At 75.8% G+C, this 16537-nt stretch carries 8 protein-coding genes; 3 read left to right on the top strand and 5 right to left on the bottom strand.

Features of this window, described 5'->3' with window-relative positions:
* Positions 1 to 68 precede the first annotated feature (68 nt).
* From AB0M46_RS41930 to AB0M46_RS41940, 3 genes are read left to right on the top strand one after another with little or no spacing between them, the layout of a single operon-like run.
* Positions 69 to 989: an ABC transporter ATP-binding protein gene (locus tag AB0M46_RS41930; protein ID WP_363345469.1), complete on the top strand. Its 921-nt coding sequence runs from the start codon at positions 69 to 71 to the stop codon at positions 987 to 989.
* A complete protein-coding gene (locus tag AB0M46_RS41935; RefSeq protein WP_363345470.1) occupies positions 986 to 2578 on the top strand; it encodes an ABC transporter permease in 1593 nt (530 codons plus the stop codon). The genes AB0M46_RS41930 and AB0M46_RS41935 overlap by 4 nt, the downstream gene beginning before the upstream one ends.
* Positions 2578 to 3705: an FAD-dependent monooxygenase gene (locus tag AB0M46_RS41940; protein ID WP_363345471.1), complete on the top strand. Its 1128-nt coding sequence runs from the start codon at positions 2578 to 2580 to the stop codon at positions 3703 to 3705. The genes AB0M46_RS41935 and AB0M46_RS41940 overlap by 1 nt, the downstream gene beginning before the upstream one ends.
* Here the strand turns inward: AB0M46_RS41940 and AB0M46_RS41945 are convergent.
* The 5 genes from AB0M46_RS41945 to AB0M46_RS41965 form a co-directional block, all read right to left on the bottom strand.
* The gene (locus AB0M46_RS41945; protein ID WP_363345472.1) at positions 3702 to 4733 is read right to left on the bottom strand and encodes a 3-oxoacyl-ACP synthase III family protein; all 1032 of its coding nucleotides are present in this window, start codon (positions 4731 to 4733) and stop codon (positions 3702 to 3704) included. The genes AB0M46_RS41940 and AB0M46_RS41945 overlap by 4 nt on opposite strands.
* 34 nt (positions 4734 to 4767) lie before the next feature.
* Positions 4768 to 5067 carry a hypothetical protein gene (locus AB0M46_RS41950; RefSeq protein WP_363345473.1) on the bottom strand — a complete coding sequence of 100 codons (300 nt, stop codon included), beginning with the start codon at positions 5065 to 5067 and terminating at the stop codon, positions 4768 to 4770.
* A gap of 85 nt (positions 5068 to 5152) precedes the next feature.
* A complete protein-coding gene (locus tag AB0M46_RS41955) occupies positions 5153 to 6637 on the bottom strand; it encodes an FAD-dependent monooxygenase (protein WP_363345474.1) in 1485 nt (494 codons plus the stop codon).
* Positions 6630 to 10922: a beta-ketoacyl synthase N-terminal-like domain-containing protein gene (locus AB0M46_RS41960; RefSeq protein ID WP_363345475.1), complete on the bottom strand. Its 4293-nt coding sequence runs from the start codon at positions 10920 to 10922 to the stop codon at positions 6630 to 6632. Before AB0M46_RS41960 ends, AB0M46_RS41955 begins: the two co-directional genes overlap by 8 nt.
* A 67-nt stretch (positions 10923 to 10989) precedes the next feature.
* A partial coding sequence (locus AB0M46_RS41965) for a beta-ketoacyl synthase N-terminal-like domain-containing protein (protein ID WP_363345476.1) occupies positions 10990 to 16537 on the bottom strand: 5548 nt, incomplete at its 5' end.

Raw genomic sequence — 16537 nt, forward strand, 5'->3', positions numbered from 1 at the left:
TCGAGTTTACACGCTTTTGGAGGTATCTAAGTTTCACTATCTCGTGAATCTAGTGTACCTTCCGAACTATGACAACGATGGTCGCGGCGCAGGGCCTGATCAAGTCGTTCGGCCGAACTCGGGCGCTGGACGGACTCAACCTCAACGTCGAGGCGGGACAGGTCCATGGCTTCCTCGGCCCCAACGGGGCCGGCAAGTCCACCACCATCCGGGTCCTGCTCGGGCTGTTGCGCGCCGACGGTGGCTCGGTCTCCCTGCTCGGCGGCGATCCGTGGAAGGACGCCACCGAGCTGCACCGGCGCATTGCGTACGTGCCGGGCGACGTGACGCTCTGGCCGCAGCTGACCGGCGGCGAGGTCATCGACCTGCTCGGCCGGCTCGGCAGCGGGCTCGACCCCGACCGGCGCAAGGCGCTGCTGGAGCGCTACGAGCTCGACCCGACCAAGAAGGCCCGCACCTACTCCAAGGGCAACCGGCAGAAGGTCGCCCTGGTCGCCGCCTTCGCCTCCAAGGCCGAGGTGTTGATCCTCGACGAGCCGACGTCCGGCCTGGACCCGCTCATGGAGGAGGTCTTCCGGCAGTGCGTCGCCGAGGTCGCCGCCGAGGGCCGCACGGTGCTGCTGTCCAGCCACATCCTCAGCGAGGTCGAGGCGCTCTGCGAGCAGGTGACCATCATCCGCTCCGGGCGGACCGTCGAGAGCGGCGCGCTGTCCAGCCTGCGCCACCTCGGGCGGACCACGGTCGTGGCCGAGGTCGACGCGGTGCCGGACGGGCTGGGCGCGCTGCCCGGCGTGCACGACGTCACGGTCGAGGGCAACACGGTGCGCTTCCAGGCGGACAACGGCAAGCTCTCCGACGCGGTCGGCCGCCTCGCCGCCGCCGGGCTGCGCAGCCTCAGCAGCACCGCGCCCACGCTCGAGGAGCTGTTCCTGCGCTACTACAGCACCGCGCAGGACCGCCCGGAGTCGAAGCAGGCGGTGCGCTCGTGAACTACGTCGGCACCTGGCCCCTGGTCCGCCTGGCGCTGCGGCGGGACCGGATCAGCCTGCCCCTCTGGGTCCTCATCCTCGGCGGGATACCGAGCGCGCTCGCCGGCAGCCTCACCAAGCTGTACCCGACGGTCCAGTCCCGCATCGACTACGCGTCCGGCCTGGAGTCCAACCCGGCGACCGCCGCGCTCTACGGCCACGCCTTCTCGCCGGACACCATCGGCGGCCTCACCGCCATGCGCATCGGCGCGATCGGGGCCACGCTGACCGGCCTCATGAACATCCTGCTCATCATCCGGCACACCCGGGCCGAGGAGCAGGCCGGCCGCCGGGAGCTGCTCGGCGCCGGTGCGGTGGGGCGGCAGGCGCCGCTGGCCGCCGCGTTCGTGATAGCGGTCATCGCCGACCTGCTGATCGCGCTGGTCTGCACGCTCGGCCTGAAGGCCCGCGACCAGGACCCGACCGGCGCGCTCGCCCTCGGCCTCGGCCTGGCCCTCTGCGGCCTGGTCTTCGCCGCGATCGCCGCCGTCGTCGCCCAGCTCACCACCTCCTCGCGCAGCGCGAACGGCATCTCCATCGCACTGCTCGGCGGGTTCTTCATCCTCCGCGGCCTCGGCGACGCCTCCGGCGACGGCGGCGCGCACTGGCTCAGCTGGATCTCCCCGATCGGCTGGGGCCAGCAGCTGCGCCCGTTCGCCACCGAGCGCTGGTGGGTGCTGCTGGTCATGCTCGCCGCCGCGGTGGTCCTCGCCCTGGTCGCCTGGACGCTCTCGGCCCGCCGGGACATGGGCGCGGGCCTGCTCGCCGACCGGCCGGGCTCGGCCACGGGCGAGCGGATGGGCACCTTCGCCCTGGCCTGGCGCCTGCAGCGGGGCTCGCTGCTGGGCTGGACGTTCGGCTTCGCGGTGGTCGGCGTCGTCATCGGCAGCGCCGCCAAGGACGTCGGCAAGGTGGTCAACGGCAGCGCCAAGGTGCAGGAAGCCCTGGAGAAGATGGGTGGCCGCACGGCGCTCGTGGACGCGTTCCTGGCCGCGATGATCGCCCTGCTCGGGCTGGCGGCCGCCGCCTACGCGGTCTCCTCCGCGCTGCGGCTGCGCGCCGAGGAGAACGACCACCGGATCGAGCCGCTGCTCGCCGGGTCGGTCACCCGCGGCGGCTGGATGGCCGGCCACCTGGCCTTCGCGTTCATCGGCGCGGCCGTGCCGCTGGCCGCGGCCGGCCTGACCATGGGCCTGGTGCACGGCGCGCGGGTCGGTGATGTCGGCGGTCAGGCCGGCCGGATCCTCGGCGCCGCGCTGGTCCAGCTGCCCGCGGTCTGGGTGCTCGCCGGCATCGCCGTGGCGCTGTTCGGCCTCGCGCCGCGGCTGGTCGCGGTGAGCTGGGCCGGGGTCGGCCTGGCCCTGCTGTTCGGCCAGTTCGGCTCGGCGCTGGACCTGAGCCAGGGCGTGCGCGACATCTCCCCGTTCACCCACCTGCCCCGGCTGCCGGGCGGCGAGTTCCAGGCGCTGCCGGTAACCGTCCTGGTGGTCATCGCGATCGTCCTCGCCGCGGCCGGCCTCGTCGGCTTCCGGCGCCGGGATGTCAGCTGATGCGACGGCAAGCGGTGGTGGTCGGTGGCGGCATCGGCGGGCTCGCCGCCGCCATCGGCCTCCGCCTGGCCGGCTGGTCGGTGACGGTTCTCGAGCGCGAGAAGGTGCTGGGCGAGGTGGGCTCCGGCCTGTCCCTGGCGCCGAACGCCCTCGAGGCCCTCGACGCGCTCGGCGTCGGCGAGCGGATCCGGTCCCTCACCCACCCATCGGGCGCCACGGCCAACCTGCGCACCCCCGACGGCCGGTACCTCATGCGCTACCGCCCCGGCAAGGACACCACGGTCGCCGCGCTGCACCGGGCCGACCTGCACGAGGCGCTCCAGTCCGCGCTGCCGCCCGAGGTGGTCCGCCTGGACGCGGAAGTGATCGGGGTGGACGGCGCCGAGGTGCACTACAAGGGCGGAAGCCTGGCCGCCGACCTCATCGTCGGCGCCGACGGCGTGCACAGCGTCCTGCGCCGGCAGGGCTGGCCCGGCGCCCCGGAGCCGCCCTTCCGCCACTGCACGGTCTGGCGCGGCGTCACCGAGCCCGGCTCCACCGGCCCGATCGAGGGCAGCGTCACCGTCGGCCGCGGCTGCTACTTCCTGATCCACCCGCTGCGCGGCGACCGCCTCTACTGGGCGCTCGGGACCCGCGCCGAGCAGCCGTCCCGGCCGTCGCCCAGCGAGCACGCCGTGGTGCGGGAGCGCACCGCGGACTGGCACGACCCGATCCCGAAGGTGCTCCTCGCCACCCGCGCGGACCACGTGCTGCGCCACGACATCCACGACCTCGACCCGCTGCCGACCTACGTCAACGGACGGGTCGTGCTGCTCGGGGACGCCGCCCACGCGATGGCCCCGGACCTCGGGCAGGGGGCCTGCCAGGCGATCGAGGACGCGGTCGAGCTCGCGGCCGCGGTCGGCGGGGCGGGCGACCTGGACGCGGCGCTGGCCGCCTACGACGCGCGCCGCCTGCCGCGGACCCACAAGATCCAGCGCGAGGCCCGGCGCAAGTGCGACATCACCATGTCGACCGCCGGCATGGCCTACGCGCTGACCACGTTCCTGCTCCGGCTCACCCCGCAGTCGCTCGCCCAGCGCTCGGCGCAACGGGTGTGGGCGTGGCACGCGCCCGAGATCAACTAGACAACCTCGAGGGCGAGCCCCGCCTTGATCCACTTGCTCGACTCCACGGCGATCGCCACCGCGCGGTCGCCGTAGGACAGCTGAGGGAGGGCCCGCTCGAGCTGCAGGAAGGGCAGCGCGTTGCCGTTGTTGCCGGTCTCGGCGACGCAGCTGACCTCCACCGCGTCCGGGACGCCGAGGACCTCGGCGATGCGGGCCGTCATCCGGCCGGACAGCTGCGGCGGCAGCACGAAGTCCAGGTCGGCCCGCTTCCAGCCGAGTTCGTCGAGGACCTCGTCGAGGATCTCGGCGGCCATCCGCGGTACCGACTCCTCGATCGCCTTGTAGTCCTCGACGGCGGGCGGCTTCGGCGAGTCGCGCTCGGCCATGCCGTACCACTCGAGGGTCTGGCCCGGGGCGCGGCCCAGTCCGGTGAGCCGGACGAAGACGTGGCGGACCCGCGCGGCGCCCGGGGCCGCCCGGGAGCTGAGCACCACGGCCCCGGCCCCGTCGCCGAACAGCACCCCGTTGACCTGCTCGCCGGGCGGCAGGTCGGCCGGGTTGCGGGTCATGTCGAAGTGCTTGGCGCACACGTCGCCGCCGAGCACCAGCGCGGTGTGGTGCCGGCCGGTCAGCAGCATCTGGTGGGCCACGTCGAGGGCCTGGAACGCGCCGGTGCAGCCGGACTGCAGCTGGTAGGCCGGGACCTGGTCGATGCCGAGCCGGTCGGCGACCACGTTCACCGTCGCCGGCATCAGCGCGTCGGGCATCGCGGTGCCCATGACCACGAGGTCCACGTCGGCCGCGGTGAGCCCGGCGTTGGCCAGGGCCCGGCGGCCCGCGGTCTCGGCGAGGTCCGCCAGCCGGTAGCGGACCTCGCCGGTCGCGAGGTCGACGGCGAGGTGCCGGGCCTTCGTGCCCACGAACGTGTCGACCCACTGCTCCCACAGCCGGTTGAGGCCGAAGCGGGCGGCCAGGGCGGCGTTGTCGACGGGCGGCCCGGGCAGGGCGGTGCCGATCGATCGGAGATAGACGCTCGGCGTGGTCATGCCCCGATTGTCGGAGCGTCGCCTAAAGCCAGGCTTATTGGCGCTGGCCGGAGGCGTCGAACTTGCCGAACATGCCCGCCTTGACCTTGCCCTCCATGGTGTCCTCGTCGAGGGTCATCTGGAAGCTCAGGGTCACCGGGAACATCTTCATCTTGACCTTCCAGGCCAGCTCGTCGCCGTCGATGGTGCCGTCGAGCAGGTCCGTGCTGATGTCGGCCTGGGAGTTGCTCATCGTGCCGGTCAGGCGGCCGCCCTCGGCCGTCACCGCCAGCTGTACGTGCTGCTTGCCCCGGGGGCTGTCGATTTCCAGGTCCCAGTTTCCGTCGACGCTCATACCGTCACCTCCGTAACGCTGCGGCGCCGGCCCGAGCCGACGCCGCGTCCATTGTTCGCGGCCCATCCGCAACGCTGCGGACTTTTCATGCGATCTCCTCCTCAGCGGTACCGAACCAATGCGTGAGGGCGAGGCGGAGTCCCTCGGCGTCGTCACCCGTCGCGTCCGCCCAGGCGACGAAGCCGTCCGGGCGGACGAGGACGACGGCGGCGCCGAGCTCGTCCGAGGGCTCGGCGGTGACGACGTCCACGCGGCCGGCCCAGCCCGAGAGGTCGCCGAAGGGGGCCTTCCCGCCGGTGAGGTCCAGCACGACCCCGTGCCCGTTGTGCAGGGTCGAGGCCACCTCGACCGGGCCGGCGGCGGTCTCGACGCGCACGTGGGGGACCGGCCGGCCCTGCAGCGGGTGTGCGTCGGCCCGGCGCCGCCCGGGGTACTTGAACGGGTACGCCACGTCGGTCACCACCCGCACCAGGTACTTGTTGACGTCCGGGAACTTCACCAGCTCGCCGAAGATCTCCCGCAGCGGCTCGACCCGGTCCGGCGGGTACTGCAACGCCAGCTGCGCCTGCGAGCTGACGCAGGCCCGCTCGCCGACCGGGTGCCGCTCCTTGTGGTAGGTGTCCAGCAGGTGCCCGGGCGCCCAGCCCCGCACCACCCCGGCGAGCTTCCAGCCCAGGTTCATCGCGTCCTGCATGCTGGTGTTGAGCCCGTGCCCGGCCCCGAAGTAGTGCACGTGGGCGGCGTCGCCGGCCAGCAGGACGCGCCCGGCGCGGTAGCGCTCGGCCAGCCGGGTGACGTTGCCCGCCCGGCCGATCCAGCGCGGCTGCGGCGTGTCGAACTCCCGCCCGGTGATGTGCGCGGCCCGGGCCCGCAGCTCCTCGACCGTCACCGGGACGTCGTCGCCCGGCGCCTCGGCCCCGAACTCCATCGTCATCATCCGGACCGGGCCGCTGGGGTGCGGTACCACGGCGACGATCCCCTCCGGATAGGTCGGCGACTCGAACTCGGTCTCGAACGCGTCGAAGTCGGCGAAGACCGCGTACCAGCTCATGCCGGCGGCCGGGGCGGAGAAGCCGGCCAGCTCCCGCACGGTGCTGTGCGCGCCGTCGCAGCCCACGAGATAGGCGCCGCGCAGGGTGTACTCCCCGTCGCCGCCCCGCACCGTGACCGTCACCCCGTCCTCGTCCTGCGCGAGCCCGACGAGCCGGTGCCCGCGCCGCACGTCGACGCCCAGCTCGAGCGCCCGGTCCTCGAGCACCCGCTGGGTCTTGGCCTGCGGGGCGAGCAGCGAGTACTCCTCGTCGAGGAGCTCGCTGAGGTCGAGCCAGAAGTTGGCGTAGTGGATCATCGGCCAGATCGGGTACTTCTCCTTGCGGATCTCCTCCATGAGCCCGCGCAGGTCCAGCGCCTCGACCGCCCGCGCGTGCAGCGCGTGCGCCTTCGACGTCTCGTCGGTGCAGATCTCCGTGTCGCGCTCCAGCACGACCGTGTCCACCCCGGCGAGCCCGAGCTCACAGGCCAGCAGCATCCCCGCTGGCCCACCCCCGGCGATGACGACTGGGTCACTCATCGGTCTTCTCCTTCAGGTATCGCGCCAACGCCGACGGCGTGGGCTGGTCGTAGATCGCCGACGGCGGGATGTCGTCCCGGCCGGTCGCCGCGGCCATCCGGTTGTAGAGCTCCAGCGCCACGTACGACGTGAAGCCCAGCTCCATGAAGTTGCGCCCGGGGTCGATCGCGGCCGGGTCGGCGTGCCCGAGCGCGGCCGCCGAGTGGCGCAGGATCAGCTCCAGCAGCAGCCCCTCGCGGTCCCCGGGCGCGGCCGCGGCGAACCGGTCCCTCCAGGCCGAGTCCGCCCCGGCGTCCCCTGCCGCGTCGCGCGGCGCCTCGCGCTCGAGGTCGGCCACGAACAGCGGGACCTCGTGCCGGGCCAGTCCGGCGATGGCCGGCCGCGGGTCGACCGGCCGCAGCCCGTGCTCGACCAGCCGCGTCGCCACGGGGGTCGCCTCGCCGAGCCATGGGCCGCCCGCCGCCGAGGTCACCGCGTGCCCCTCAGCCCGCATCCGGCGCGCGAACGCGTCGAGGTAGGCGTGGGCCGGTCCGACGTTGGCGAGCCCGGGCGCGGGCACGACCCCGGCCGCCGAGGACAGCACGATGAGCGGGACCCGCAGCTCGCGCACCAGCTCCCGGACGGCCTCAGCCCGCGTCGCCATCTCGGCCAGGCCGGCCTCGATCCGCTCGGCGTCGGGCGCGCCGGCCTCCCCGCCGGCCTCGGCGGCCAGCACGATCACCGAAGGGAAGGCGGCCTCGGTGGCCGGCGGGGAGGCGGCTTCGGTGCCCGGCGGGGAGGCGGCCTTGGCGGCCAGCACGATCACGGACGGGGAACCGGGCTCGAGGCCGCGGATGACCTCCTCGGCGCCGTTGCCGGCCAGCCAGGCCGCGGCCGCGTCGGCCAGGACGCCCTCGCCGACGACGAGCGCGGTGCCCTTCGGCCGCCAGGTCGCTTCGCCGCCCGCCGCGGGCAGCAGCCGCCGCACGAGCGCCGCCCCGCCCCGGATCGCGATGCGGTCCTCGCCCGCGGCCACCGCATCGGCGAGCCGCTCGGCAGCAACAGTGTCCAAGGTGGGGGGAAGGTCGGCCAGGCCCACGCGGCCGAGCCCCCATGCCTGGGCCTGGACCGGCCCGGCGGGCGGGTCGGCGGGCCCGGTCGCGACCGCGCCGCGGGTGCACAGCCACAGCGGCACCCCGTCGTGGCGCTCCAGCGCGTCCAGCGCGGCCGCCAGCGCGGCCCCGGTGGCGGCCCGTCCGGGCGCGAGCCCCTCGCCGCGCGGCAGCAGCACGATCGCCCCCGCCGGCTTCCCGGCCCCGCCGGCCCCGCGCCCGGCCAGGACCCGGCGCAGCGTCTCGGCGTCCTCGCGGTCGTCCTCGCCCGCCAGCACCAGCCACGCGCCCGTGAGCGCCGCGCCGGCCGGCACGGTGGCCGGCACCCAGTCGATCCGGTGGAACCAGCGTCGCTGCCGCCGCCAGCCGGCCAGGGCCCGCACGAGCCCCTCCAGCCCGGGCTCGCCGGTGAGGTCCAGCAACGCGCCGACGGCGGGCAGGTCGCCCTGCTCGACGGCGTCCCAGAGGGAGGCGTCGTCGTCCGCGGGTCCGGGATCCTCCAGCCAGTAGCGGCGGTGCTGGAACGGGTACGTGGGCAGGGGGACCGGCCGGCGCGGGCCGCCGCCGAGGACCGCGGGCCAGTCGACCGCGGCGCCGTGTGCGTGCGCCTGCGCGACGGCGGCGAGCACCGCGACGGGCTCGGGGCGGTCGGCCCGCAGCGCCGGCACCAGCAGGGCCGTTCCGCCGCCGGTCCCGGCGAGGCAGTCGCGGCCCATCGCGCACAGCACGCCGTCGGGGCCGAGTTCGACGTACCGCGTGACCCCCTGCCCGGCGAGGAAGCGCATCCCGTCGTGGAACCGGACCGTGCCGCGGATGTGCCGGACCCACGCCTCCGGGTCGTCGGGCCGGCCGGGCCGCCCGCTCAGGTTGGCCACGATCGGGATTTCCGGGGAGTGGTACGTCAACCCGCCCGCGACCCGCCGGAACTCGTCAAGGACCTCGTCCATGTGCGGCGAGTGGAACGCGTGGCTGACCCTCAGCCGCCGCGCCCGCCGCCCCCGGCCCGACCACAGCGCCGCCACCTCGGCGACGGCGTCGGCGTCCCCGGACACGACGGTCGACTCCGGCCCGTTGACGGCCGCGATCCCGACCCGGTCCGCGAACGGGGCCAGGCTCTCGGCGACCTCGTCCTCGGCGGCCCGGATCGACACCATCGCCCCCTCGCGCCGTACCCCCTGCATGAGCCGCCCCCGGGCGGTCACCAGGGCGCACGCGTCCGGCAGCGACAGCACCCCGGCGGCGCAGGCGGCCGCCAGCTCGCCGACGGAGTGCCCGATGAGCAGGTCGGGCCGCAGCCCCCAGCCGGTCAGCAGCCGGAACAGGGCGACCTCGACGGCGAAGAGGGCCGGCTGCGCGAACTCGGTCCGGTGTACCGCCTCCGTGGCCATCGCCTCCCGCACCCGCGGGTCGAGGAGGGCCAGCGCCTCGTCGAGGGCATCGGCGAACGCGGGATGGGCGGCGGCCAGCCGGCGGCCCATGTCCGGCCGCTGGCTGCCCTGGCCGGTGAACAGGAACGCGGTCAGCCCGCCCCGCTGGACGCTTCCCTGCACGACGTCGGGCGACGGCTCGCCGCGGGACAGCGCCCGCAGCCCGGCCCGCAGCCCGTCGCGGCCGTCGCCGAGGACCACCGCCCGGTGGTCGAACGCGGAGCGGGTGGTGACCAGCGCGTGCGCGACGCCGCCCGGATCCTCGCCGGCCAGCGCCGCGTCCAGCCGGGCCGCCTGCTCGCGCAGCGCGCCAACGTCGCGGGCCGAGAGCACCCACGCCAGCACCGGCGGCCCCGCGTCCGCGGGCGGCTCCGACGGCTCGGACACCGGCGGGGCCTCCTCCAGGACGAGGTGGGCGTTGGTGCCGCTGATGCCGAACGAGGAGACGCCGGCCCGCCGGACCCGCTCGCCGGCCGGCCACGGCACGGCCTCGGTGAGCAGCCGCACGTCGCCGGCGGCCCAGTCGACGTGCGGGGTGGGCGCGTCGACGTGCAGCGTCTTCGGCAGGCTTTCGTGGCGCAGCGCCATGACCATCTTGATGACGCCGCCGATGCCGGCCGCGGCCTGGGTGTGGCCGAGGTTGGATTTGAGTGAGCCGAGCCATAGGGGACTGCTGCTCGGGCGTTGGCCGTAGGTGGCCAGGAGGGCCTGGGCCTCGATGGGGTCGCCGAGGGTGGTGCCGGTGCCGTGGGCTTCGACGGCGTCGATGTCGGACGGTTGGAGGCCGGCGGTGTCCAGGGCGGCGCGGATGACCCTTTGTTGGGAGGGGCCGTTGGGGGCCGTCAGGCCGTTGGAGGCGCCGTCGGAGTTGACCGCCGAGCCGCGGATGACGGCGAGCACCGGGTGGCCGAGCCGCCTGGCGTCGCGGAGCCGCTCGACGAGCACCATGCCGGCCCCCTCGGCCCAGCCGGTGCCGTCCGCGGCGGCGGCGAAGGACTTGCAGCGCCCGTCGGGGGCCAGCCCGCGCTGGCGGCTGAACTCGATGAACACCGCCGGGGTGGACAGCACCGTGACGCCGCCGGCCAGCGCGAGCGAGCACTCGCCGCGGCGCAGCGCCTGGGCCGCCTGGTGCAGCGCGACGAGCGACGACGAACAGGCGGTGTCCACGGTCAGCACCGGGCCTTCCAGGCCGAGCGCGTAGGCGACCCGCCCGGAGGCCACGCTGCCGGCGCTGCCGCTGCCCAGGAAGCCCTCCAGCTCCTCGGGGATGTGCCGCAGGCGGGCGGCGTAGTCGGTGTACATCAGCCCGGCGAACACCCCGGTCGGGCTGCCGCGCAGGCTCAGCGGGTCGATGCCGGCCCGCTCCACCGCCTCCCAGGCGATCTCCAGCAGGATCCGCTGCTGCGGGTCGGTGGCGAGGGCCTCGCGCGGGCTCATCCCGAAGAAGCCGGCGTCGAACTCGTCGGCGTCGTGCAGGAAGCCGCCCTCGCGGCAGTAGGTGGCGCCGAGCCGCTCGGGGTCGGGGTCGTAGAGGGCCTCGGCGTTCCAGCCGCGCCGCTGCGGGAAGCCGGTGACCGCGTCGGTGCCGGCCGCGACGAGGTCCCACAGCTGCTCGGGGGTGGCGACCCCGCCCGGGTAGCGGCAGGCCATGCCGACGATGGCGATCGGCTCCCGGGCCTCGTCCTGCACCTCCTGCAGGCGGCGGCGGGTCTTGTGCAGGTCGGTGGTGACCCACTTCAGGTACTCGGTCAGCTTCTCCTCGCTCATCGGGTCCCCTCCCCGCGGTCCTGGTGTCGATCGCTGCGGTGCTGGTGTCGAACGCTGCGGGCGAGGCTCATCCGGTCCCCTCCCCGCCGCGGCCCAGCTGCTGGTCGATGAAGGCGAAGATCTCGTCGGCGCTGGACTCCTGGATGCGCGCCTCGACGTCGTCCTGCCCTTCGGCGTCGTCCTGTCCGGTGGCGCCCGGCTCGTCCCAGGCGGCCAGCACGGCCCGCAGGCGCCGCCCGACCTCGGCCCGCCCGCCGTTGGCCACGCTCGCCCTCGCCAGCGCGGCCTCCAGCCGGTCCAGCTCGGCCATCAGCTCGGCCGTGCCGCCGGGCGCCTCGGCGGCGACGTGCTCGCGCACGTAGCCGGCCAGCGCGGCCGGCGTCGGGTAGTCGAAGACCAGGGTGGCCGGCAGCCGCAGCCCGGTCGCGGCCGTGAGCCGGTCGCGCAGCTCGACCGCGGCGAGGGAGTCCATGCCCAGCTCGGTGAACGGCCGCTCGGGGTCGACCGCGCCCGCGCCGGCGTGGCCGAGCACCACGGCCACGTGCCCGCGGATGAGGTCGGCGACCAGCCGGTCGGCCTCCGGCCCGGACAGCCCGGCGAGGCGCCGGGCCAGGCTCGGGCCCTCGGCGGCCGGGCGGCGGCCGGGCCGGACCAGGCCGCGCAGCACCGGGTTGAGCGTCCCGGCGTCGGCCTGGGCCCGCAGGGCGGCGAGTTCCAGCCGGGCCGGGACGAGCACCGGGCGCGGGTCGGCCAGCGCCGCGTCGAAGAGCGCGAGACCCTCCTCGCGGGCCAGCGGTACGAGCCCGCCGCGGCGCAGCCGGGCCCGGTCGGCGTTGCTGAGCTCGGCGGCGAGGCCCCCGCTTGCCCAGGCGCCCCAGGCCAGCGCGGTGGCGGGGAGGCCGAGCGCGTGCCGGTGCGCGGCCAGGGCGTCCAGCGCCGCGTTGGCCGCCGCGTAGCTCGCCTGCCCGGGGCTGCCGGCCGTGCCGGCGAGGGAGGAGTACAGCACGAACGCCCGCAGGTCGCGGGTCAGCTCGTGCAGGTTCCGGGCGGCCTCGACCTTCGGCCGCAGCACCGCGTCGAGGCGCTCGGGCGTCAGCGCGGTCACGATCCCGTCGTCGAGCACGGCGGCCAGGTGGATGACCGCGGTGAGCGGGTGCTCCGGCGGCACCGTGGCGAGCAGCGCGGCCAGCGCGTCCCGGTCGGCGGCGTCGCAGGCGGCCGCGGTGACCTCGGGCCCGAGGTCCGGGGCCTTGCCGCCGCGGCTGACGAGCAGCACGTGCCGCATCCCGTGCGTGGCGACCAGGTGCCGGGCGAGCAGGGTGCCCAGCGCGCCCGTGCCACCCACGATCAGCACCGTCCCGTCCGGGTCCAGGCGCGCCGAACCTGCTGAAGGCACGTCCGGGTCCGGCTGCGACGGACCTGCTGAAGGGTGCGACGGACCTGCTGAAAGGCGCGGCGGGCCTGATGAAGGGTGCGACGGGCCTGCTGAAGGGCGCGGCGAGCCTGCTGAAGGTCCGGCCGCGGCCAGGCGGGGCACCAGGAGACGCCCGCCGCGCAGCCGGAACTGCGGCTCGTCGGTGTCGGGCAAGGGGACGTCCGCATCGAGATCGGCCAGGACGAACCGCCCCGGGTGCTCCGACTGGGCCGAGCGGATCAGCCCCCAGACGGCGGCCTGGGCCATGTCCGTCTCCGCGTCCCGGGTCACGAAGGCCAGCCGGCCCTCCCGGTCGTCGGCCAGCCAGGCCTGGGCCTGCGCCAGGGCCTCGTGCGGGGTCTCCGGCCGCACCACGGTCACGTCGGCGGCCTGGCCCGACGCGGGGGCCTCGACCCAGTTCAGGACGTACATCGCGTCGCCGCGCGCGGCGGCCAGCCGCTCGGGGGAGACCGGCCGCAGCAGGACGGACTCGGCGCTCAGCACCGGGGCGCCGGTCTCGTCGGCGACGGCGAGGCTCAGGGACTCCCCGCCGCGCGGGGACAGCCGGACCCGCAGGGCGGTGGCGCCGCCGCGGTACCACGCGACACCCGTCCAGGCGAAGGGGAGCCGCAACGGGGACGGCCCGGACCCGAGCAGGGCGACCGGGTGCAGGGCCGCGTCGAGCAGGGCCGGGTGGATGCCGAAGCCGGCCGCGTCGAGCCCGTCGGGCAGGGCGACCTCGGCGTAGACGTCCTCGCCGTGCCGCCAGGCCGCCCGCACCCCCCGGAAGGCCGGGCCGTAGCCGAAGCCGCCGTCCGCCATCCGGTCGTAGAGGTCCTCGACGGGCACCGGCTCGGCGCCGGGCGGCGGCCACTGCGCGGCCAACCCGGCGGAAGGCTCGGCCCACGGCCCGAGGCGGCCGGTGGCGTGCCGGGTCCAGGCCGTGGCCTCGTCGGTCCGGGAGTACACGGCGATGCCGTCCGGCCCGGCGGTGACCTGCACCCGCACGCCCCCGCGGGCCGGCAGGGCCAGCGGGGCCTCCAGGGTGAGCTCCTCGATCCGCTCCAGCCCGGTCCGGCGGCCCGCGGCCAGGGCCAGCTCCACGAACGCGGTCGCGGGCAGCAGCGTGGTGCCGCCGACGGTGTGGTCGGCCAGCCACGGCTGATCCCGCCGGCCGAGCCGCCCGGTGAGCATCACCTCGTCGCGGGCCGCGTTGTCGAGCGCGGCGCCGAGCAGCGGGTGGGCGGCGGCGTCGAGGCCGAGCCCGGCGGCGTCGGGGCGGCTCGCCGCGGTGAGCCAGAAGCGCTTGCGCTGGAAGGCGTACGTCGGCAGCTCCACCGCCCGCCCGCCGCGCACCGCCGGAGTCCAGTCGACGGGTACCCCGGCGCGGAAGAGCTCCCCCAGGGCGGTCAGCAGCGTGCGCGTCTCCGGCCGGTCGGCCCGCAGCGCCGGCAGGAACGCCGCGCCGTCGACGCAGTCCCGTCCGAGCGCCGACAGCACCGCGTCCGGCCCCAGCTCCAGGTGCAGCCGCGCGCCCTCGGCGTGCAGGTGCCGCACCCCGTCGAGGAAGCGGACCGGCTCGCGCACCTGGCGCACCCAGTAGTCGGCGGAGAACTCCTCGACCGGCCGCCCTGTCACGTTCGACACGACGGGGATCGCGGGCGGGTGGTAGGCGAGGCCCTCGGCGACCTTGCGGAACTCGGCCAGCATGCCGTCCATGCGGTGGGAGTGGAACGCGTGGCTGACCCGCAGCCGCCGGGTCCGCCCGGGCCACCCTTCGGCGAGGGCCAGCACCGCGTCCTCGTCGCCGGAGACGACGACCGCGCGCGGCCCGTTGACCGCGGCGAGGGCTACCCGCTCGCCCAGGTGCGCCCGCACGTCCTCCTCGGTGCCCTCCAGGGCGACCATCGCGCCCCCGGGCGGCAGCTGCTGCATCAGCCGGCCTCGCGCGCTCACCAGCCGGCAGGCGTCGTCCAGCGACATCGCGCCGGCCAGGTGCGCGGCGGCCAGCTCGCCGACGGAGTGGCCGAGGAGCAGGTCCGGGCGCAGGCCGAACGACTCCACCAGCCGGAACAGCGCCACCTGCAGCGCGAACAGCGCCGCCTGGGCGTTGCCGGTCAGGTGCAGCTCCTCGTCGGGGATGGCCTTGACGTCCACGTCGAGGCGGGCGCAGACCTCGTCGTAGGCGGCGGCGAAGGCGGGGTGGTGGGCGTACAGCTCCCGGCCCATCCCCGGCCGCTGGCTGCCCTGCCCCGTGAACAGCACCGCCACCCGCCCCGGCTCGGCGACCGGGCCGCCGCCGGCGCCGGACAGCCCGGCCAACAGCTCGTCGCGGTCCGCGCCCAGCACCACCGCGCGGCGGGCGAAGGCGGACCGGTGGTGCACCAGCGAGAAGGCGACGTCCAGCGGGTCGGCCTCCCCGGCCGTCGCGCGCAGCCGCTCGGCCTGCCCGCGCAGGGCCTCGTCGTCGCGGGCGGACAGCACCCACGGGACCACCGGCGGACCCGGCACCGGCCCCGCTGCGGCGTCCGCAGGCGGGGCCTGCTCCAGGATGAGGTGCGCGTTGGTGCCGCTGATGCCGAAGGCGGAGACCCCGGCCCGGCGGGGACGGCCCGGATCGGGCCAGTCGACGGCCTCGGCGAGCAGCGCCACGCGGCCGGCGGTCCAGTCGACGTGCGGGCTGGGCGCCTCGGCCCGAAGCGTCCGCGGCAGGCGCGCGTGGCGCAGCGCGAGCACCATCTTGATGACCCCGGCGATGCCGGCCGCCGCCTGGCTGTGCCCGATGTTCGACTTGACGGAGCCCAGGTACAGCGGCTCGCCCCGCTCCTGCCCGTAGGTGGCCAGCAGGGCCTGCGCCTCGATCGGGTCGCCCAGCGTGGTGCCGGTGCCGTGCGCCTCGACGGCGTCGACGTCGGACGGGCGCAGGCCGGCGTTGGCCAGGGCCTGGCGGATGACCCGCTGCTGGGAGGGGCCGTTCGGGGCGGTGAGGCCGTTGGAGGCGCCGTCGGAGTTGACCGCCGAGCCGCGCACGACGGCGAGGACGGGGTGCCCGAGCCGCCGCGCATCGCTGAGCCGCTCGAGGACGACCAGCCCGGCGCCCTCGGCGAACGCGGTGCCGTCCGCGCCCGCGCCGAAGGGCTTGCACCGAGCGTCCGGTGCCAGCCCGCGCTGCCGGCTGAACTCGACGAACACGCTCGGCTGGGCCATCACGGTGGCCCCGCCGGCCAGCGCCAGGTTGCACTCGCCGCGGCGCAGCGCCTGGCCGGCCAGGTGCAGCGCGACCAGCGACGACGAGCAGGCGGTGTCGACGGTGATGGCCGGGCCCTCCAGCCCGAGCACGTAGGCGATGCGGCCAGAGGCGACGCTGGCCGTGTTGCCGGCCATGAAGTAGCCCTCGAGCTCCTGCGCCGTCTCGTGCCGCGAGGAGGTGTACTCCTGCGCGATGAGCCCGGCGAACACCCCGGTGCGGCTGCCGCGCAGGCTCAGCGGGTCGATGCCGGCCCGCTCCACCGCCTCCCACGCGGTCTCCAGCAGGAGCCGCTGCTGCGGGTCGGTGGCCGCGGCCTCGCGCGGGGAGATGCCGAAGAACGCCGCGTCGAAGTCGGCGGCGTCGTGCACGAACCCGCCTTCCCACACGTAGCTGGTCCGGGCGTGGTCCGGGTCGGGGTGGTAGAGGGCCTCGGGGTCCCAGCCGCGGTCGGCCGGGAAGCCGGTGATGCCGTCGGCGCCGGCGTCCAGCAGCCGCCACAGGTCGTCGGGGGAGCGCACGCCGCCGGGGAACCGGCACGCCATGCCGACGATCGCGAGGGGCTCGTCGGTTGCCGCGGGGGCTTTGGCGGCAGCGCCGGAGTCCGCCACCGCCCCGAGCAGCTCGTCGCGGACGAAGCCGGCCAGCGCGCCCGGCGTCGGGTAGTCGAACGCCAGCGTCGCCGGCAGCAGCAGCCCGGTCGCCGCGTTGAGCCGGTTGCGCAGCTCGACCGCGGTCAGCGAGTCGAAGCCGAGGTCCTTGAAGGGCTTCTCCGCGTCGACGGTCTGCGGTGAGGCGTGCCCGAGCACGGCCGCGATGTTGGCCCGGACCAGCTCCAGGACGACCTTGCGCTGCTCGTCGGGGTCCAGCCCGCGCAGCCGCCGCGGCAGCGAGGAGCCCGTGGCGGGGCGGCGGGCGACCGGCGCGCGGACCAGGCCACCGAGCATGGGCGGC

This window comes from Dactylosporangium sp. NPDC051485, assembly GCF_040682015.1.
Classification (GTDB): domain Bacteria; phylum Actinomycetota; class Actinomycetes; order Mycobacteriales; family Micromonosporaceae; genus Dactylosporangium.

Excerpts from the sequence above, each read along its gene's own strand:
- AB0M46_RS41930 (WP_363345469.1), top strand. The coding sequence starts at position 69 with ATGACAACGATGGTCGCGGCGCAGGGCCTGATCAAGTCGTTCGGCCGA.
- AB0M46_RS41940 (WP_363345471.1), top strand. The coding sequence starts at position 2,578 with ATGCGACGGCAAGCGGTGGTGGTCGGTGGCGGCATCGGCGGGCTCGCC.
- AB0M46_RS41945 (WP_363345472.1), bottom strand. The coding sequence starts at position 4,733 with ATGACCACGCCGAGCGTCTATCTCCGATCGATCGGCACCGCCCTGCCC.
- AB0M46_RS41950 (WP_363345473.1), bottom strand. The coding sequence starts at position 5,067 with ATGAGCGTCGACGGAAACTGGGACCTGGAAATCGACAGCCCCCGGGGC.
- AB0M46_RS41955 (WP_363345474.1), bottom strand. The coding sequence starts at position 6,637 with ATGAGTGACCCAGTCGTCATCGCCGGGGGTGGGCCAGCGGGGATGCTG.
- AB0M46_RS41960 (WP_363345475.1), bottom strand. The coding sequence starts at position 10,922 with ATGAGCGAGGAGAAGCTGACCGAGTACCTGAAGTGGGTCACCACCGAC.